This is a genomic window from Salmonella sp. 32020114201800008SM (genome assembly GCF_017572025.1).
In the GTDB taxonomy this organism is placed as follows: domain Bacteria; phylum Pseudomonadota; class Gammaproteobacteria; order Enterobacterales; family Enterobacteriaceae; genus Salmonella; species Salmonella enterica.
In genome coordinates this window covers 329,985-347,285 of the sequence record NZ_JAGEQM010000001.1, presented here as the reverse complement: position 1 = coordinate 347,285, position 17,301 = coordinate 329,985, and the positions used below count along the sequence as shown (strand labels likewise).

The window sequence follows — 17,301 nt, the reverse complement described above, 5'->3', positions numbered from 1 at the left end:
CGCCTCATGATGAGCCAGAAAGCCAATTTACCTAAATATTGAAAGCCAGGTATCAGAATAAAACCTGATTTATCTTTACTTCACGAAGCGTTTCGAGAATTTGTTCACGTTGATCTTCGTCGTTAAAACAGTTATCGGGTATCAGCATAAACTGCGCATCAAGTTGTTGGAGTAACCGATTGAACATCTTCGATGAAGAAACTATAGCGGTAAGTCTATCAAGCAACCAATCACTGAAAAGCCAGCGCTCACAAATAATATCGAGTAGTAGCGGCAGTAATGTATTAGGCGGCAACTGGCAAATCCACTCCTCACGCTGGCACTCTTTTTCAAGGCCAAGGAATAACAGCAAACGACGCAAACGTACTAATGCTGCGGCCAAACGACTTTGCTCCGAGGGTTCGATGCATATGCTAAGTTCAAAGGCTACTGCTCTTAGCAAAATACGGACCCGTTCACAGCGATCCGGCCAGTCTGCCACGCGTCTGAACCACTGCGATAAGGGCATTTCATCGTTGTCTATCGCCTGTTGCATAAAACGCTTCAGAGAGGACAGCGTAGCGGTATCCACTTCGCCAAGTTCCAGTAAACTAAAAACGGCAAGTTCCCATCCCTCCTCCGCTGTAAGCGTATCCAGTTGCGATTGCAAATCGCGTTTTTTCTTTTTTGACAACCCGCCGGCAGTAAGCGCCATTGCAAGAGCGATAATTTGATACGCATTCTGTAAATCAGGATCACTATTCTCTTCGGTAAGCGGACGCAACGCTGCCCCATTATCCTCCTGTATTTGTTTTATCAAACGCAGCAAAGCCTGCTGCCTGCGCTCCAGTTTCTCAGCATCAGTGAATTTATTACTTTCGCGCAGTTTACCACTCAGCGCCATTCCTATTTCTTCCATCGTCTCATAGAGCGCTGCCCCCGTCGTTTCCTGTAACTCATGGAGAGCTAACATTGAAGGCGAAATAACCTCTTGTTCCTCTATAACCTGGCCAGGGGTAAATGCTGTAGGGGGCGTCATTTTTATCTCATTAATTTTAATATTCATCGCTACCTCTTTTATCTTCACCATTACGTAACCATTTCAGTAACGCGTTGAAATGACGAGAAAGTGAAAATTCAACGGCATATCGTGTTGAGGAAAGTTCAGCCTGATCGGGAGAGAAACCAGGCTCGATAATCAACGTAAACCGCTTGCCAAAAGTTTCACTCATCAATGCCTCTTTTTCAGGATGAATACGCAAATAAAGCGCTCCCTCTTCCGCCATAGCCGTGGCCTGGCGTGCCAGACGATGGCACATAACACTGTCTACCGACTGTTGGTCGAACCAGGCCAACAGAACCTGTTCTATACTATTTTTAATATGATGCGCTGCGTGATCGACCAATGAACGAAATTGATTTTCATCTTCTTGTAAATGTTTTACATGCTGCTCCTGCCATTCCACTTCCATTTTTTCCAGCGTATTTTTACGCAAGCACGCTAGTTCTTGTTGCTGCTCAACTTTCTGTTCACGCTGATAACGATAGGCGTCTCTGATGATTTTTTCAGCCTTACGGTAAGCGGAGCTCACAATAGCATGTGAAACTCTCTTAGCTTGTTGCTCTTGCGCAAATAAAGTTAATTGTAATGTTATCCACTGTGACTCAATAATATTTCGAGCGGGTAGCTTATGGTTAATTTCCGTCAGAGGAAGTGAAGTAAAACTCATAGCAAATGCTCCATGAAGATAATCTCGGTAAGAGAAGTCTTCGGCCAAAGTATACGCTGCGGAGGGGGTAATAATACTAATAGCGCATGTAAAACCGCATCGTCATGCGCTTCCCGATTAAGAATGGCGGTACCGATCTGCAATGCAGTTTGTTGCATCACTTGCGGAGGAAGTAATTTGCCATCTCTTTGCCCCAACCAACCATATAGCTGCCAGATCTCATCCTCGCTAAACCACTGTAGAAGCAATTGCCGATACTCTGGTAGCATAAAATAGTCACTACACCTGAGTTTGAATAATCCCAGCCCAAAGGCAAATGCCGATATACGCGGCGCAAGACGAACCTGCCGTTTTTGCCTGTCATTTAAACAGGCTGGAATAACAGAGCTTCCTCTTAGTCTATTTAACGCTCTGTCAAGAAGACGATCCAACTCGGGCCGATCGCCATAACGCCAGCAGTTTGAAAGATGAAAGCCCAGCTTATCCAGCCATTCCGGTACAGCGTAACGAGCAGGTTGCCAGAAATAACGATAAAGTTGCAACACCTCGGGATCAGGTCGGCTCAAAAACGGCGTCTCAGGCAAAAATAGCCGATCAGGATGCCCACTCCTAATAACAGTCCTGTCAACGATAACATCAACTGATAAGGGTATTTCATCAACCACTTCACCACCTTCCCTTTATTGGCGTTGATAACGTCCATAATCCAGAATGTTTGTCTCGCGGGTACGTCAGCTACCATTCTGAATTCAGCAGGCTGCATCAAGATACTAATCTTACTGTATTGCAACCCAGGGATTGACATCTCTATTAAATCCTTAATTTTTACCCGAAAGGCCTCCATATTGACCTGTGGTGAATATTTTATAAATACGGCAACTGAGCTCGGAGAAGCGTTACTTCCCTCATCATAAGTCGGTAGCGCAATGGTCACTTTTGCATTAATCACGCCCTCCATCTGACTCAGCATTCCTTCAATTCTTTGTTCTTTTAAAAAATTAATCTTCTGCTGTTCTTCCTGGGGTGATACCACTAACTGATTAGCCGGAAACATCTTATCCGCCGTTGTAAACTGACGATGCGGATAACCGTTAAGTCTAAGTAGCTCAACCGCATTAATAAACTGCGACTGCTCGACACGTAAGGTAACACCGTCCTCTTCCTGTTTTTTTTCCGCATCAATATGATGCTGCATAAGTAATGCCAGCATTTGATTCGCCTCATCCTCTGGCAATGAGCGATAAAGATCCACATCACATGCCGTAAGAAAGAACGTAAGGACAGTAAGAAATACTATACGATGAACCTTCATGCCATGTTATCCAGCTTATTAAGCGCTTGCGATGCTGCGCCTGATATTCTGGCAAGATAATCGACGCCTACCGTTAACTGCATATAATCCATTTGTCTGGTCAACATAACCTGCGGTAATAAAGCACTGGAGTTACTGGTGGATGCTTCATCTTTCAGCAATTGTTCAAAAAAATTAATTTGCTCCTGGCTCGGTTCTGCAGAGGACTTTACATAAGATTGAGTGCTTACAGGCACTACGCTCATATCAGAAATATTCAATTTTCAAACCCCTCATTTGGTGCAGGAAATAACAGACGCAGCGCCATAGCCTCTGGCAAATCTATATCCGATAAAATTTTCGCGGCTTTTAGCGGCTCATTTAAACCCGCCAACAATAATGCCAGACATACCAACTGTAATTTTTTATCCGGAACAATAACCGTTAGCGCTGGTAACATCGCATGTACCTGGGAAATCAGGCTATGGTTAACGCCCGCAAACATGATTTCCAGCAGTAACCGTCGAACATCGTCGCTAATAACTTCAGATTTTAGCAATGATTCCACTAAGCATATCCTTGATCATTTTGATCAGTGAACTTTCGTAATTAATAAATGTAGAATACTGCTGTAAGGCAAATTGCGCTTTAATCATCGATTCTGGGTTGAGCAAATCATTACCATTCATTTTGTCATTAATGGCCTGGCCTGCCTGGTGCGCCATGTGGGAGAGCATATCCACTAATTGTGCAATATCCATAATGCTTTTCCTTAAAATAAATACATCGTAAGGATACTGGCAACATAGCAAAATTTAGAAAGCAATGAACATCCGGTATATACCTGAAAACGATTACTCCGGCGCACGTTGTTCTGGCGTTACCTGAGCCAGCAAACGATATAATGGGCTGCTGACCTGCATACCGGTCATTGCCATCCCATCCATACCGAAGCGAGTAAAACTCATTAGTCCATAGGTAATATCATTAAGACGCTCTAATAAATGAGGCTGTAGTCCCAAACTACCACTCCAGTATGAATGCGTCATTACCGTCGCGGTTAAGGCTAATCTACCGCCCAGGGAGACGGCTTTAGCAATCGCCATACTTTTGCGTTCATTGGCGAAACAATTAGCAATATAAAAAACGGCATTGCCTATACTGTCGTGAGCCATAGGCAAATGATGTTTATGATGGTAGATAAGACAGGCGACATCCGCGATGGCAATAGCAAGGCCAATCCCTGCCAGGGCTACGAGCGGCGCGCCTCCACCACTTAGCACTGTTAATGCTATTCCAGCGGAACAGCATAAAATCTGTCCGCCCAAAATAACCGTTTGCCAACTAAAAATTTCTTTTGGAAAACACTCTATCACTCGTTTCGCAAGTCCGGCCAATAACCGCTCTTTTCCTTGTTGAGGACCTATTCTACCACTCTCCATATTGGTTTCCGGATGTGGCAATGAGGGACATGGAGGTGATTCCTCAGGCGCGTTAACAGGACGTTGCCCTGCTACCTGAGCATTTGGGCTAACAGGTTTCATGGTTCTCCCCGAGATGTATGACCAGAACTGTCCATTAATGCAGGTGCAGTAGCAGATTGACAGAGCGCTGCCATTTGTTCCGCCAATAACGCACTGGGATCGGCATGAAGTTCATCAACAGAATTTTCCTGATCGTCGCCAGAGGGGCGGGCAAAGCAATAATCCAGTACCGCACCTATCGCCGTCAGGCTAACGGAGGTAATTACACTCCCCATATCCAAAGAGGCCGCTATATTTTCAGCGGCGGGCAGTGGAAACTGTAGGGGTAAAACCAACATAGAAATAGCGATTCCTGAACGTATTAATAAAGAAAGACAATTAGCAAGGGTGTTAGCGCAGTTAAGACTTGCCCCACATTTTAAGGCCAGCGCACTGACCACAAGAGCAACGCTATCACTGGCGGTTTGTAACGGCTCCTTTTGCTGACATATCAATTGATAATTATGATACGCACAGCAAGCATCCCCAATAGCAATCACGAGCGCCGCCCCCGCAAGAATAGCAATGGGTAATCCTGCCCCGCCAGAAATTACCGCTGCAGCAACCGATAACCCAAACACGACTGTCGCACCCAGCGCACGAATAGTGTATTGCATAAAATGTATAGCATAATCCCTCTGCTGCCTTATTTGTTCAGGCGTAAGCAGCACAGGGGCTGCGGGGGTGCCAGGCGCTGGAATTTCAGGGGGAGGAAACGATACCTCCTTCGCTTGTATATCGGAAGGAGGACTATTACCATCGACTATATTACTTGCCGCTGACGGAATATGAATTTTCATATTTCGTTCTGTTATTTAAGCAATAAGAGTATCAACCATTATTTGCGCATTCTGGCGAATCTCACTCCATGAGGCATCCGCATAACTCATCTTGATTGCGGTTTGAAAAGCCTCTCTCGCCAACCCGGGTTCCCCCATCATTTTGAGACAGACGCCCGTTTGGTAAACCGGTTCTGGATGGCTGGCATCCAGCATCAAGGCATGTCCATAGAAATTAATGGCCGTCGTGTATTCTTTAAGCATCATCCAGGTGCCAGCCAATGCAATATGGGCACGCCAACTCCATGGCTGGGCCATCACCAGCCAACTAAAATCGATTACGGCGCGCGAATAATCCCCCTCCTGCCATGAGGCGTAACCACTGGCATAAACGGTTTCCGGATCAACGGATAATAGCTGTTTCAGAATGTCTTCGGGTATTTTATTTTTCTGATCTTCTTTCATCATCATACCTATTGATTGTTATTTTCACGTGATAATGATTTACGTCAGGAAGGTCATTTAAAAACGTCGCTGGATAAGATGCTCGGCGGATAAAACTGTCCAGTTATCGCCATCAAGCTGTGTAAAGGTCGCTCCCATTACTGTCAGGATGCGCAATAATTTCCTGCGTAGCATGGCTTTTTTTTCATCCAGAACGTCGGTGATTATCAACATCTTTAAACATGTTAACTGCGGGTGATGCACAAATATCCCGCGTAAAAGTCCCAGTAAGTGAAACAATTGCTGTGGTCGAGGTTGCCCGGGCGTCAGGCGTCTAAACTCACAAATAATCATTTCTTTTGCCTCAATACGATAGATCACCAGGTAAGGCGATAATATAAACTGCTGCCCAAGTAATATGGCGGTCTCCCCTAAATATGCAGGCTCAGTAAACACCTGATGCCGACGCAACCATTGCTCTATTTCTTGCACCATATTTACCTCGTTAATGCCCGGAGTATTTCAGCAAGAACCGTGACCAGTGACGACCCCACGCCGATGATTTGCTGCATAATTTCAGTTGCTTTCTCCATAATGTCCGTCAGGGATTTATTATAAGATTGGGCCCCATTTTGTTGCAGGTCGGCAATCGCTTTATCTTGATCACTTTGACGTTGCGCTACACCGGCCCCCAGGCCCATGACTCCCCCAGCGGTGTGTCCTACGGCTTGACCCGCTATAAGACCGGTTTCCCCGCCTACAGCCCCTAATCCTATCGTCAGCACTCCCGACAACATGGCGCCACCCGCAGTAATCATTGATGCTTTAAACGCTTGATCAATTGTTTTCATTTGCGTCTGCAAAACATTGACTTGCAGTTCCCAGGACAGTCGTTGTTTTTCTACGTTATAGCTGCGCATGATATCGCGCAGCTTTTTGGCAAGCTCCATTAGCTTCATCCAGATATCATCAAATAACAGAAGCATTGATTCAGTACCCATTCCCTCCCCGGAGGGAGATGGAGTGGAAGAAGGCGTTAACAAGGAAGGCGCTGGTAATACCAGTGCTACGTTACTCGCTTCCATATTTTTATCCTCAGATTAAGCGCGCCAGCCAGCTATTCTCGCCTGAACGCTACTATAGTGATCAATGGTATCTAATACATCTCTAAGCGCGGCACCGCTACCCTTATAAAGCTCCTCTAAGCGTTTTTGTTCTATCTTTTTTTGGTCATCCGTTTGTTGCATTATGAAATCCAGAAACCGTTGCTGAGTTATTAATTGCTCTATTTTCTTTTCAAGCTTCGCTTTTTCTGTGTTAACCATGCCAGTATTCATCTGATTGGCACCCTCGGTTGCACATCTGATAGCCTGTAAGCCTTTAAATGAACAATCCCTCAGTAAGGCATACAGGATTTTTTTGAACATATTGAAGAGAACTTTATTACGAAAATTTTTTAACAGAAACTTTTCCCCTTCTTGCACACATTTTTCCAGGGCTTCTTTTGCCGCTTCTTTTGCCATGGCTTTCACCCCCTCTTTCGTAAAGCTTTTTCCCGCGCTTCGCGTCATATTATTTTCTACGTTACGAGAAAACTCGGCAGCCTCCTCTGCCATCTCATTCGCCATAGCCATTTCACGTTCAAGCGGCTCAAATTGTTTGGAAAAACTTTCGCTCACTTCTTCGCCAAACTTTTCAGCCAACGCCTCTATTTCTGCTTCCCCTGCACCTACCATACGCTCAACCATTTCCTCGCCAAAACCGGAGTCAAGCACTTTTGCAGCTGCGCCAGATAAACCTCTCGTCGCCATAAAAGCACGGCCAATCTGGAAAACATCCAGTGCCAGCGCGACGGCTTCACAACCAAATTGAATCTTACTTGTCACGTCAATAATCGCCTGACAGGTATCGTGGTCAGCACCGCACATCATTGCCGTTTCGGCTCCGGCTTTAACCATTCCTGCACAACCTGCGGCCATATAAGCTACGCCGCTAGCCATTTCTGCGGGATTACCGGACAGAAAACCTTCCACAACTTTTAAGGCGCCAATCACGGTTTCAAATATGCCGGTAATCCAGTCAAAAATAGCGCCAAAAATGCCCGCTTTACGCGCTTTATCCTCCTGCTCTATCGCTTTCTGGATCTGCTCCTGATACTCCTTTACCTGCTTATCACGTAATGCATTTTGCACCTCAGTTGCCCGCTCAAGCTGTTGGCATAACGATTGAGCGTTATTACCAAAAACGCTGAGTATTAATGTCGTCATCAACATTGATAAAACCGCGGGATTGGTCTGCAAAAAGTCAGGCAATGATGGACGCTTATGATTTCCGGGTACGGCATCAAGCAGTTGCTTCAACGCATTGCTTGCCTCCTGAAGACTAATTTTCCCGGATAGCAGACACGCGGCGTTGCCATCGCCAAAAGTAGAATTCACACGATGCTGGCGCTTTCCCAGCGAACCCGAGGAAACGCAACTGACATTGCTTAAGTGATGATGTGTTAAGGCGGTTACTCCTGCGGCGCTATCGCTATTACTGTGAATTCGATTCATTTTTAGCTCCTGTCAGAAAGTTGCTGTAACATCTTTTCTGCACGCTGTCGGAGAATTTGATGTTCACTGACCTCGCCGCAAATACGCACCACGGCCTTTAACGCTTTGATTGCATAATAGACGTTATCACACGCGAGATAGCATTCCGCTGCGGCCCATGGCGCCTGCGGCGCATCAATCTTAATTTGTGCCGCGCGTCCATAAGCGTATATCGCTTCCCCCCAATGTTTTTGAGCCTGGCAGCATTCCCCTAACCTAAACCAGTAGTCAAATGACCAGGCATCATATATCGTCAACAATTGAAAAAGTCGCGCTGCGCCGGCGAACTCTTTTACCTCCATAAGCTGCATGGCATAGCGATACAGAGTATTAAGCGGCTGTGTAACATCGTCATCCAACAACATACGCAGCGAGCCGCCACGCCGGAAAAACCGCATCGTGTCATGTGCCTGTTGTAGGGTCGGGTCTTTTTTCATGAGTACGTTTTCTGCGCTATCATACTGGAAATTTCCCCCCACTTACTGATAAGCCCTGTCAGTTGGGTAAGGACAGCGTTAAGCTCCTGAGACATTTTTTGAATTGTTATCTGCCCCTGACTCATAAGATCGGTATTCCGGTTGGCGTCATTATCCAAAGCCGCTTTGACCGCCTGTAGACCACCTTTATCCAGCTTCCCATGATCGCCATATTTAGCCATATATTCATCAATGGTCATACCATCGATGAGAATACCATTATCGCGCATGTATTTAATTACGTCCTCAGGCACCTCCTCTTTGGTTTTAGCATCCCCTTTGGCTGCTTTAGCAATCACCTCATCCATCTCATTTGACTTTTCCTGGGTATTTCTGGCACGTTCAGCGTTCTTCTGGACTTCAATAAATTTATCGTTTGCGATAGCCTGAATAACCATAAGGAGAATAAGCAAAACACCATACCCTTCGGCAAACGGATTTTGCTGAGATAAGTCATCCTGACTTCCTGTATCAGTGTTACTGACGCCGAAGCTATTTTTAAACACAATAGGGTTTTGACTTCCCCATAAGATGTTTCCTGAAGACATTATGCTTTACCTTTTTGTTTTTCCTGACGGTATCTCCACCGGGGCTTGAGCATTAAGTTGTTTCAGTCGTACTTCAAGTTGTTTAAACAAACTTACTATTTTCTTTAAATCCTTCTCGGCCTCCTGGTTAACCCCGGCAACGCCTTGTGGAAATAGGTTATGAAGAATACTCTCTGTCTCTCTGCTCTTTTTGGGGCTCTCTGCCCTTTCAGCAAGCTGTTGACTCACCTTAGCCCGGATTTGGTGAAATTTTTTAAGACAGTGATTTAGCTGCATGTAACTTTGCTCTAAATCACGATATTCACTAAACGCAGCCTTTTTCTTTATCATCATTCCCCTCCATATACACGATAGATAATTAACGTGCTAACTAAGAGCCTATCCCATTAGGGCTATTTTACTTGCCATTTTGGTCCTGGGCAGTGCTCGCCAAAACGCGTTAGCGTTTTGAACGCCGCTAGCGGCGGCCCGAAGGGCGAGCGTAGCGAGTCAAACCTCACGTGCTACGTGTACGCTGCGGTTTTTGCACGCTGTCCGTGTCCAGGCTGGCTGCGCCAATTAACGCCTGGTGGGATAGGCTCTAAGATATTTTTACTTTACTCTTGCTCACTCACTACAAGTGCGCTGTTATGGTAACGATAATAAATAATGTTGATGATATTTTCGGCCTGCTCGATCGCTTCAAGCAATAAGGTGTTTTGCTGATATTGCTGCGGATCCTTTAACTTACCGTTGTTCTCTTCTAACTGTTTCCGGGCAGCCCTTAATTGTAAAATTATGCCTTTGGCCTCTTCACGCGAATGAAGCAGCAAATCTTCTAACCGGGTCAGAGTTGTCATTTTCCACTCACTTAAAATCTAATGGATAGTTAATCAAAGTATCATGATGTTTAATCGTTACCACATCGGCACTCAGATGGACAATTTCTCCTCCATTGGGTAACAATGCCCCTACACGTAAACGCTCTTTATTCGTCAGTAATAAGTAATTACCATGGCGACTCTGTACAAAGCCAGCCACTGGCGCGGGCAGATACTTGCTTTCATCATGAGAAGGCGCAATATCCTGATAAATTAAAGAAAGAGCGGGGTCCTTTTTCTTTAATGCTGCTAACGTTTCTTGCAAAATGCGTTGATGAGATTCATCCAGTACACCACTGATAACAAAAGAGCGCCGCATTGGCGTAACATTGACAAGCCCCACTAAACCGTTCTCTATTATCGCAGAAATAATATCATCCCCCTGAGACTGATGAGAGTGACTAATCTGCCAGTGCAATAACCCGGGAATATCTGCAAGTAATGGTTGAACCTTACGCCATTGCTGATCCATTTGTATATCATCATGAATTAACACGCTCCCCGGCCCTTCGCTGGATACTTCAGCATGCGGGTAACCCATTTTTATCAAAACATCCTGCACCTCTCGTATCAATAAGTCATCACAGATTACACCATCCCGATACATGACCCCCCATGATTCGAGAGTCGCTCTCACCTTTTGCATCTGTTCGCTTGACGAGCAATAACCGGACAACTGCAGGCTTCCATCTTCTTTCCATTGCGCCCGCACATAATGAATATTGCTTTTGTCTAATAAAAACTTAACCCGCAAAGGTAAGTCATTTACCGTTTCAGGCTGACCACTAATACTTAACAGGACACCCATTCCACCGATGAAAATCAAGAATACGCCAGCCAACCACCAGTACCCTGATCTGGAAACGGGTATTTGATAATCAGCAAGTTCACAATCCTGTTTACCAAACGCGATAGCCACTCCCGCAACCTGCAAAACCCCACTGGATGGTAGCGGCTTATTTGGATTAAATCTGCGACCATTAACTCTAACTCTGGCTTTCCCGGCATCAACAAATAAACTATCTGCCTGTTCTCTCAGAATAATTTTTTCATTTATAGCCAGCGGAATACAAATATCGCATCCCTTCTCCCCCAGTGACAGGTTACCTTCATTCAGCCATACTTCCCGGCCTTGTAAAACGTGACCTAAAAAACGTATTTTCCAGGAACTCTTTGGATTAACCATGAGATATGCCATTATTTACTACTGAGGCTTTAATCAAAAAAAGCCTGATTACACTATGTACTTGAGTCGTATCATTGCGAAACAAATGACCTACAACAGGAATATCGCCCAATAAAGGGATTTTGTTTTGCGAGTGGATTTGTTTACCTTGTTTAAACCCTCCCAGCAATAGACTTTGTCCGGCCAATAATGTGGCCTGCGAAGCAATTTCAGAATTTTGCACTTCGGGCAGCGGGTCTGTTTCGCTTTGCGTATCACTTTGTTGTCCATCCTGAATATTAAGATTAAGCATTATTTTTTGCGTGCCATTGTCATTTAACAAGCGAGGTGTAACGCGTAACAAAGAACCCGTAGTGATGGATTCAAGTTTAGCCACTTTTTCTCCCTGCAGTTTGGTATAGAAAGTAATATTTTTATCTAGCACAGCCTGGATATTATTTAAAGTCACCACAGATGGCTGGGAAAGTACATAAGCCTGAGAGCTTTTTTCCAGGGCATTCAAACGCACCATAAAGTTTGAGGTATCGCTGATTACCGTTGAAAAACCACTAGCACCACCGTCATTCAAACCTGTATTGAACGCAATTTTCTTGCCACCCAGCGACACTGCCGTTCCCCAGTCGATGCCTAACTGGTTAATATCTCCAGCATTAACATCGATAATTTTCACCGAAATCTCTATCATCTGCTGGCGTTGATCTAATTCTGTGATGAGTTTCCGATACCCGGCCATATTGGCCGCATAATCACGAACGATCACTGCATTCTGGCGTGGGTCGGCAGCAAACATGGGCAATGCCTGTGTAGCGGGTGAACCATTGGTCGTCGATGACGCCGGTACGCTGGTTTTACTCATCTCACGCAATACACTCACGACCCCTGGAACCACGACGGACTGATCGCGATATTGGTATTGGGTATCCATCGCAGTGGCATACTTAAGCGTGTATATACTTACACTCACCGCACTGTCTTTTCGTTTGATTAACGCATTATCCAGCACGGAAGCTAATTGACTAATACGAGTCAGACAGCTGGGAACACCGCTCACCTCCACAGCTCTGGTACCGGTAATTTCTTTAACCTCGCATCCCGGTGATGAAAGGATATTCTGGCTGCGTAAGTAATGAATGAACCGTCCAGTAGATAAAATATTGAAAGTGATAACCTGATGTTTTAATAACGATGCAGGATATACATATAACATGCTGCCATCAAACCAGGTAAGCAAATCATATTGTGCTGCCAGGTTATTCAAAATATCGACTGGTGGTCCAGGCGGAATTTTTCCACTAAATGTAGCTGTTATCAATGGGCTAATAGTAATAGCCGTATCATAGTTCTCTGAGAGCAGATGTAAAACCTCTGCTAATGGCATTTGTCTGGCATAAAGGGTGAAGTCATTACCTTTCCATGATAACTCATCACTCTTTACTGTATTGAGTATAAATAGTAAAATTAAGATTAAACGTTTATTTACTACCATTTTATACCCCACCCGAATAAAGTTTATGGTGATTGCGTATTACATTTTTTAAAATGCAAGCTAAAGCCAGGTGTTTTTCTATCTCAATAGCAATAAGCTCAGAGCTACTACTTGTGGTATAATAACCGTTTAACCATCCCCCATCCGCTGTGAGCTGTATAGCATAATCATGGACGTCCGGGTGTGCTGCAAGCAGTAGTGTCACATAGGCAAGACAAGGCTTAGGTAAGCTTTCCAGGTCATTTAAGAACAAAGAAATAGAAAATGCTTCTGAGAAGATTTCTCCTCTGGCAGGATGCCCATCAATAGTCATTATCCAGGATCGGCTATTACCTTCGGCCCTGATATCCTGAATTAATGGAATGCCTTTTAAAACTGCCAGCATGAATCCCTCCTCAGACATAAATGGGAGTTTCTATCAAATTCGCTCACAACCACATCCGTAAAAAGCCTGATTCACATTTATTTCGACTATACTCTTCTTGTACAATATCAGGATGCTGTCTACATATACCTTGTCACAGGCGATTCTATCATTCGGATTTTCCGATAAATTCACAATTACACTTTCAGCATTGACATAAAAAATTACAATTTGAAAAATTATTTATTAAATAAACTGTTACGATGTTTTTACATCGCCATCTTATTAAAAAGTAATTGTAGTCATCGACTGGGTTATATATGAAGAAATTTATCTTCCTAATGATAACACCATCGATTAATCTTCTGATGAAACTATATGTACTGCGATAGTGATCAAGTGCCAAAGATTTTGCAACAGGCAACTGGAGGGAAGCATTATGAATTTGCTCAATCTCAAGAATACGCTGCAAACATCTTTAGTAATCAGGCTAACTTTTTTATTTTTATTAACAACAATAATTATTTGGCTGCTATCTGTGCTTACCGCAGCTTATATATCAATGGTTCAGAAACGGCAGCATATAATAGAGGATTTATCCGTTCTATCCGAGATGAATATTGTACTAAGCAATCAACGGTTTGAAGAGGCTGAACGTGACGCTAAAAATTTAATGTATCAATGCTCATTAGCGACTGAGATTCATCATAACGATATTTTCCCTGAGGTGAGCCGGCATCTATCTGTCGGACCTTCAAATTGCACGCCGACGCTAAACGGAGAGAAGCACCGTCTCTTTCTGCAGTCCTCTGATATCGATGAAAATAGCTTTCGTCGCGATAGTTTTATTCTTAATCATAAAAATGAGATTTCGTTATTATCTACTGATAACCCTTCAGATTATTCAACTCTACAGCCTTTAACGCGAAAAAGCTTTCCTTTATACCCAACCCATGCCGGGTTTTACTGGAGTGAACCAGAATACATAAACGGCAAAGGATGGCACGCTTCCGTTGCGGTTGCCGATCAGCAAGGCGTATTTTTTGGGGTGACGGTTAAACTTCCCGATCTCATTACTAAGAGCCACCTGCCATTAGATGATAGTATTCGAGTATGGCTGGATCAAAACAACCACTTATTGCCGTTTTCATACATCCCGCAAAAAATACGTACACAGTTAGAAAATGTAACGCTGCATGATGGATGGCAGCAAATTCCCGGATTTCTGATATTACGCACAACCTTGCATGGCCCCGGATGGAGTCTGGTTACGCTGTACCCATACGGTAATCTACATAATCGCATCTTAAAAATTATCCTTCAACAAATCCCCTTTACATTAACAGCATTGGTGTTGATGACGTCGGCTTTTTGCTGGTTACTACATCGCTCACTGGCCAAACCGTTATGGCGTTTTGTCGATGTCATTAATAAAACCGCAACTGCACCGCTGAGCACACGTTTACCAGCACAACGACTGGATGAATTAGATAGTATTGCCGGTGCTTTTAACCAACTGCTTGATACTCTACAAGTCCAATACGACAATCTGGAAAACAAAGTCGCAGAGCGCACCCAGGCGCTAAATGAAGCAAAAAAACGCGCTGAGCGAGCTAACAAACGTAAAAGCATTCATCTTACGGTAATAAGTCATGAGTTACGTACTCCGATGAATGGCGTACTCGGTGCGATTGAATTATTACAAACCACCCCTTTAAACATAGAGCAGCAAGGATTAGCTGATACCGCCAGAAATTGTACACTGTCTTTGTTAGCTATTATTAATAATCTGCTGGATTTTTCACGCATCGAGTCTGGTCATTTCACATTACATATGGAAGAAACAGCGTTACTGCCGTTACTGGACCAGGCAATGCAAACCATCCAGGGGCCGGCGCAAAGCAAAAAACTGTCATTACGTACTTTTGTCGGTCAACATGTCCCCCTCTATTTTCATACCGACAGTATCCGTTTACGGCAAATTTTGGTTAATTTACTCGGGAACGCGGTAAAATTTACCGAAACCGGAGGGATACGTCTGACGGTCAAGCGTCATGAGGAACAATTAATATTTCTGGTTAGCGATAGCGGTAAAGGGATTGAAATACAGCAGCAGTCTCAAATCTTTACTGCTTTTTATCAAGCAGACACAAATTCGCAAGGTACAGGAATTGGACTGACTATTGCGTCAAGCCTGGCTAAAATGATGGGAGGTAATCTGACACTAAAAAGTGTCCCCGGGGTTGGAACCTGTGTCTCGCTAGTATTACCCTTACAAGAATACCAGCCGCCTCAACCAATTAAAGGGACACTATCAGCGCCGTTCTGCCTGCATCGGCAACTGGCTTGCTGGGGAATACGCGGTGAACCACCCCACCAGCAAAATGCGCTTCTCAACGCAGAGCTTTTGTATTTCCCCGGAAAACTCTACGACCTGGCGCAACAGTTAATATTGTGTACACCAAATATGCCAGTAATAAATAATTTGTTACCACCCTGGCAGTTGCAGATTCTTTTGGTTGATGATGCCGATATTAATCGGGATATCATCGGCAAAATGCTTGTCAGCCTGGGCCAACACGTCACTATTGCCGCCAGTAGTAACGAGGCTCTGACTTTATCACAACAGCAGCGATTCGATTTAGTACTGATTGACATTAGAATGCCAGAAATAGATGGTATTGAATGTGTACAATTATGGCATGATGAGCCGAATAATTTAGATCCTGACTGCATGTTTGTGGCGCTATCCGCTAGCGTAGCGACAGAAGATATTCATCGTTGTAAAAAAAATGGGATTCATCATTACATTACCAAACCAGTGACATTGGCTACCTTAGCTCGCTATATCAGTATTGCCGCAGAATACCAACTTTTACGAAATATAGAGCTACAGGAGCAGGATCCAAGTCGCTGCTCAGCGCTACTGGCGACAGATGATATGGTCATTAATAGCAAGATTTTCCAATCACTGGACCTCTTGCTGGCTGATATTGAAAATGCCGTATCGGCTGGACAAAAAATCGATCAGTTAATTCACACATTAAAAGGCTGTTTAGGTCAAATAGGGCAGACTGAATTGGTATGCTATGTCATAGACATTGAGAATCGCGTAAAAATGGGGAAAATCATCGCGCTGGAGGAACTAACCGACTTACGCCAGAAAATACGTATGATCTTCAAAAACTACACCATTACTTAATATTATCTTAATTTTCGCGAGGGCAGCAAAATGAAAGAATATAAGATCTTATTAGTAGACGATCATGAAATCATCATTAACGGCATTATGAATGCCTTATTACCCTGGCCTCATTTTAAAATTGTAGAGCATGTTAAAAATGGTCTTGAGGTTTATAATGCCTGTTGCGCATACGAGCCTGACATACTTATCCTTGATCTTAGCTTACCTGGCATCAATGGCCTGGATATCATTCCTCAATTACATCAGCGTTGGCCAGCAATGAATATTCTGGTTTACACAGCATACCAACAAGAGTATATGACCATTAAAACTTTAGCCGCAGGTGCTAATGGCTATGTTTTAAAAAGCAGTAGTCAGCAAGTTCTGTTAGCGGCATTGCAAACAGTAGCAGTAAACAAGCGTTACATTGACCCAACGTTGAATCGGGAAGCTATCCTGGCTGAATTAAACGCTGACACGACCAATCATCAACTGCTTACTTTGCGCGAGCGTCAGGTTCTTAAACTTATTGACGAGGGGTATACCAATCATGGGATCAGCGAAAAGCTACATATCAGTATAAAAACCGTCGAAACACACCGGATGAATATGATGAGAAAGCTACAGGTTCATAAAGTGACAGAGTTACTTAACTGTGCCCGAAGAATGAGGTTAATAGAGTATTAACCAGGGGCGTCCGATGATATTAAGCATTGGTCATATTTTGATGAGCCTTACGCCACGCAGTATTGCTCATCATCGACAAAATCCATACGGATGCCCTGGTATGCCGCACCATTTATCACTACCTTAGTCTTCATTTGATCATGATATAGTAGAATCCCCTTATTTAACGG

Annotated in this window: 22 protein-coding genes; 2 read left to right on the top strand and 20 right to left on the bottom strand. The window is 44.0% G+C overall.

Annotated elements, in window-relative coordinates:
• Window positions 1–52: 52 nt before the first annotated feature.
• From ssaL to spiC, 20 genes are all read right to left on the bottom strand, one after another.
• On the bottom strand, window positions 53–1,069 hold the full coding sequence (gene ssaL / locus J4613_RS01780; protein ID WP_077912301.1) for an SPI-2 type III secretion system apparatus protein SsaL: 1,017 nt from the start codon (window positions 1,067–1,069) through the stop codon (window positions 53–55).
• Complete coding sequence (gene ssaK, locus J4613_RS01775) at window positions 1,035–1,709, bottom strand: SPI-2 type III secretion system apparatus protein SsaK (protein WP_111742372.1); 675 nt, start codon at window positions 1,707–1,709, stop codon at window positions 1,035–1,037. The genes ssaL and ssaK overlap by 35 nt, the downstream gene beginning before the upstream one ends.
• Complete coding sequence (locus J4613_RS01770; RefSeq protein ID WP_001526945.1) at window positions 1,706–2,254, bottom strand: type III secretion system domain-containing protein; 549 nt, start codon at window positions 2,252–2,254, stop codon at window positions 1,706–1,708. The genes ssaK and J4613_RS01770 overlap by 4 nt, the downstream gene beginning before the upstream one ends.
• Before the next feature lie 17 nt (window positions 2,255–2,271).
• The gene (gene ssaJ / locus J4613_RS01765; protein ID WP_000862876.1) at window positions 2,272–3,021 is read right to left on the bottom strand and encodes an SPI-2 type III secretion system apparatus lipoprotein SsaJ; all 750 of its coding nucleotides are present in this window, start codon (window positions 3,019–3,021) and stop codon (window positions 2,272–2,274) included.
• Window positions 3,018–3,266: a SctI family type III secretion system inner rod subunit SsaI gene (ssaI, locus tag J4613_RS01760; RefSeq protein ID WP_001682378.1), complete on the bottom strand. Its 249-nt coding sequence runs from the start codon at window positions 3,264–3,266 to the stop codon at window positions 3,018–3,020. The genes ssaJ and ssaI overlap by 4 nt, the downstream gene beginning before the upstream one ends.
• Window positions 3,267–3,277: 11 nt before the next feature.
• Window positions 3,278–3,568: an EscG/YscG/SsaH family type III secretion system needle protein co-chaperone gene (locus J4613_RS01755; RefSeq protein ID WP_000444713.1), complete on the bottom strand. Its 291-nt coding sequence runs from the start codon at window positions 3,566–3,568 to the stop codon at window positions 3,278–3,280.
• On the bottom strand, window positions 3,546–3,761 hold the full coding sequence (gene ssaG / locus J4613_RS01750) for a type III secretion system needle filament protein SsaG (RefSeq protein ID WP_000350226.1): 216 nt from the start codon (window positions 3,759–3,761) through the stop codon (window positions 3,546–3,548). Before ssaG ends, J4613_RS01755 begins: the two co-directional genes overlap by 23 nt.
• 93 nt (window positions 3,762–3,854) lie before the next feature.
• Entirely contained in the window at window positions 3,855–4,544 is a 690-nt protein-coding gene (gene sseG / locus J4613_RS01745; protein ID WP_000805834.1) for a pathogenicity island 2 effector protein SseG, read from the bottom strand.
• Window positions 4,541–5,323: a type III secretion systems effector SseF gene (sseF, locus tag J4613_RS01740; RefSeq protein ID WP_000690710.1), complete on the bottom strand. Its 783-nt coding sequence runs from the start codon at window positions 5,321–5,323 to the stop codon at window positions 4,541–4,543. The genes sseG and sseF overlap by 4 nt, the downstream gene beginning before the upstream one ends.
• 15 nt (window positions 5,324–5,338) lie before the next feature.
• Window positions 5,339–5,773: a SycD/LcrH family type III secretion system chaperone SscB gene (gene sscB / locus J4613_RS01735; protein WP_000979963.1), complete on the bottom strand. Its 435-nt coding sequence runs from the start codon at window positions 5,771–5,773 to the stop codon at window positions 5,339–5,341.
• Between the two features lie 51 nt (window positions 5,774–5,824).
• Complete coding sequence (gene sseE / locus J4613_RS01730; RefSeq protein WP_000249606.1) at window positions 5,825–6,241, bottom strand: LcrR family type III secretion system chaperone SseE; 417 nt, start codon at window positions 6,239–6,241, stop codon at window positions 5,825–5,827.
• A gap of 2 nt (window positions 6,242–6,243) precedes the next feature.
• Window positions 6,244–6,831: an SPI-2 type III secretion system translocon protein SseD gene (sseD, locus tag J4613_RS01725; protein ID WP_000388329.1), complete on the bottom strand. Its 588-nt coding sequence runs from the start codon at window positions 6,829–6,831 to the stop codon at window positions 6,244–6,246.
• Between the two features lie 15 nt (window positions 6,832–6,846).
• Window positions 6,847–8,301 (bottom strand): SPI-2 type III secretion system translocon protein SseC, encoded by a 1,455-nt coding sequence (sseC, locus tag J4613_RS01720; protein ID WP_001079751.1) that lies wholly within the window; start codon window positions 8,299–8,301, stop codon window positions 6,847–6,849.
• Window positions 8,302–8,303: 2 nt separating this feature from the next.
• Window positions 8,304–8,777, bottom strand: a complete 474-nt coding sequence (sscA, locus tag J4613_RS01715; protein WP_000711026.1) for a SycD/LcrH family type III secretion system chaperone SscA — start codon at window positions 8,775–8,777, stop codon at window positions 8,304–8,306.
• Window positions 8,774–9,364, bottom strand: coding sequence for an SPI-2 type III secretion system translocon protein SseB (gene sseB / locus J4613_RS01710; RefSeq protein ID WP_000094435.1), 591 nt, complete (start codon window positions 9,362–9,364; stop codon window positions 8,774–8,776). Before sseB ends, sscA begins: the two co-directional genes overlap by 4 nt.
• Window positions 9,365–9,370: 6 nt before the next feature.
• Window positions 9,371–9,697, bottom strand: coding sequence for an SPI-2 type III secretion system chaperone SseA (sseA, locus tag J4613_RS01705; protein ID WP_000972855.1), 327 nt, complete (start codon window positions 9,695–9,697; stop codon window positions 9,371–9,373).
• Window positions 9,698–9,960: 263 nt separating this feature from the next.
• Window positions 9,961–10,203, bottom strand: coding sequence for a YscE family type III secretion system co-chaperone SsaE (ssaE, locus tag J4613_RS01700; RefSeq protein WP_000210201.1), 243 nt, complete (start codon window positions 10,201–10,203; stop codon window positions 9,961–9,963).
• A gap of 7 nt (window positions 10,204–10,210) precedes the next feature.
• Window positions 10,211–11,422, bottom strand: a complete 1,212-nt coding sequence (gene ssaD / locus J4613_RS01695) for a SctD family type III secretion system inner membrane ring subunit SsaD (RefSeq protein ID WP_000323783.1) — start codon at window positions 11,420–11,422, stop codon at window positions 10,211–10,213.
• Window positions 11,403–12,896 (bottom strand): SPI-2 type III secretion system protein SpiA, encoded by a 1,494-nt coding sequence (gene spiA, locus J4613_RS01690; RefSeq protein ID WP_000261292.1) that lies wholly within the window; start codon window positions 12,894–12,896, stop codon window positions 11,403–11,405. Before spiA ends, ssaD begins: the two co-directional genes overlap by 20 nt.
• Window position 12,897: 1 nt before the next feature.
• A complete protein-coding gene (gene spiC, locus J4613_RS01685; protein WP_001539910.1) occupies window positions 12,898–13,299 on the bottom strand; it encodes an SPI-2 type III secretion system protein SpiC in 402 nt (133 codons plus the stop codon).
• Window positions 13,300–13,699: 400 nt separating this feature from the next.
• On the opposite strand from spiC, the gene J4613_RS01680 reads away from it, so the two are divergent.
• On the top strand, window positions 13,700–16,462 hold the full coding sequence (locus J4613_RS01680) for a two component system sensor kinase (protein ID WP_001050776.1): 2,763 nt from the start codon (window positions 13,700–13,702) through the stop codon (window positions 16,460–16,462).
• A gap of 30 nt (window positions 16,463–16,492) precedes the next feature.
• Complete coding sequence (locus J4613_RS01675) at window positions 16,493–17,131, top strand: two component system response regulator (RefSeq protein ID WP_000666335.1); 639 nt, start codon at window positions 16,493–16,495, stop codon at window positions 17,129–17,131.
• The last annotated feature ends 170 nt before the right edge of the window (window positions 17,132–17,301 follow it).

Coding starts and splice junctions, on each gene's coding strand:
- ssaL (WP_077912301.1), bottom strand. CDS start 1,069: ATGGTGAAGATAAAAGAGGTAGCGATGAATATTAAAATTAATGAGATA.
- ssaK (WP_111742372.1), bottom strand. CDS start 1,709: ATGAGTTTTACTTCACTTCCTCTGACGGAAATTAACCATAAGCTACCC.
- ssaJ (WP_000862876.1), bottom strand. CDS start 3,021: ATGAAGGTTCATCGTATAGTATTTCTTACTGTCCTTACGTTCTTTCTT.
- ssaI (WP_001682378.1), bottom strand. CDS start 3,266: ATGAGCGTAGTGCCTGTAAGCACTCAATCTTATGTAAAGTCCTCTGCA.
- ssaG (WP_000350226.1), bottom strand. CDS start 3,761: ATGGATATTGCACAATTAGTGGATATGCTCTCCCACATGGCGCACCAG.
- sseG (WP_000805834.1), bottom strand. CDS start 4,544: ATGAAACCTGTTAGCCCAAATGCTCAGGTAGCAGGGCAACGTCCTGTT.
- sseF (WP_000690710.1), bottom strand. CDS start 5,323: ATGAAAATTCATATTCCGTCAGCGGCAAGTAATATAGTCGATGGTAAT.
- sscB (WP_000979963.1), bottom strand. CDS start 5,773: ATGATGATGAAAGAAGATCAGAAAAATAAAATACCCGAAGACATTCTG.
- sseE (WP_000249606.1), bottom strand. CDS start 6,241: ATGGTGCAAGAAATAGAGCAATGGTTGCGTCGGCATCAGGTGTTTACT.
- sseD (WP_000388329.1), bottom strand. CDS start 6,831: ATGGAAGCGAGTAACGTAGCACTGGTATTACCAGCGCCTTCCTTGTTA.
- sseC (WP_001079751.1), bottom strand. CDS start 8,301: ATGAATCGAATTCACAGTAATAGCGATAGCGCCGCAGGAGTAACCGCC.
- sscA (WP_000711026.1), bottom strand. CDS start 8,777: ATGAAAAAAGACCCGACCCTACAACAGGCACATGACACGATGCGGTTT.
- sseB (WP_000094435.1), bottom strand. CDS start 9,364: ATGTCTTCAGGAAACATCTTATGGGGAAGTCAAAACCCTATTGTGTTT.
- sseA (WP_000972855.1), bottom strand. CDS start 9,697: ATGATGATAAAGAAAAAGGCTGCGTTTAGTGAATATCGTGATTTAGAG.
- ssaE (WP_000210201.1), bottom strand. CDS start 10,203: ATGACAACTCTGACCCGGTTAGAAGATTTGCTGCTTCATTCGCGTGAA.
- ssaD (WP_000323783.1), bottom strand. CDS start 11,422: ATGGCATATCTCATGGTTAATCCAAAGAGTTCCTGGAAAATACGTTTT.
- spiA (WP_000261292.1), bottom strand. CDS start 12,896: ATGGTAGTAAATAAACGTTTAATCTTAATTTTACTATTTATACTCAAT.
- spiC (WP_001539910.1), bottom strand. CDS start 13,299: ATGTCTGAGGAGGGATTCATGCTGGCAGTTTTAAAAGGCATTCCATTA.
- J4613_RS01680 (WP_001050776.1), top strand. CDS start 13,700: ATGAATTTGCTCAATCTCAAGAATACGCTGCAAACATCTTTAGTAATC.
- J4613_RS01675 (WP_000666335.1), top strand. CDS start 16,493: ATGAAAGAATATAAGATCTTATTAGTAGACGATCATGAAATCATCATT.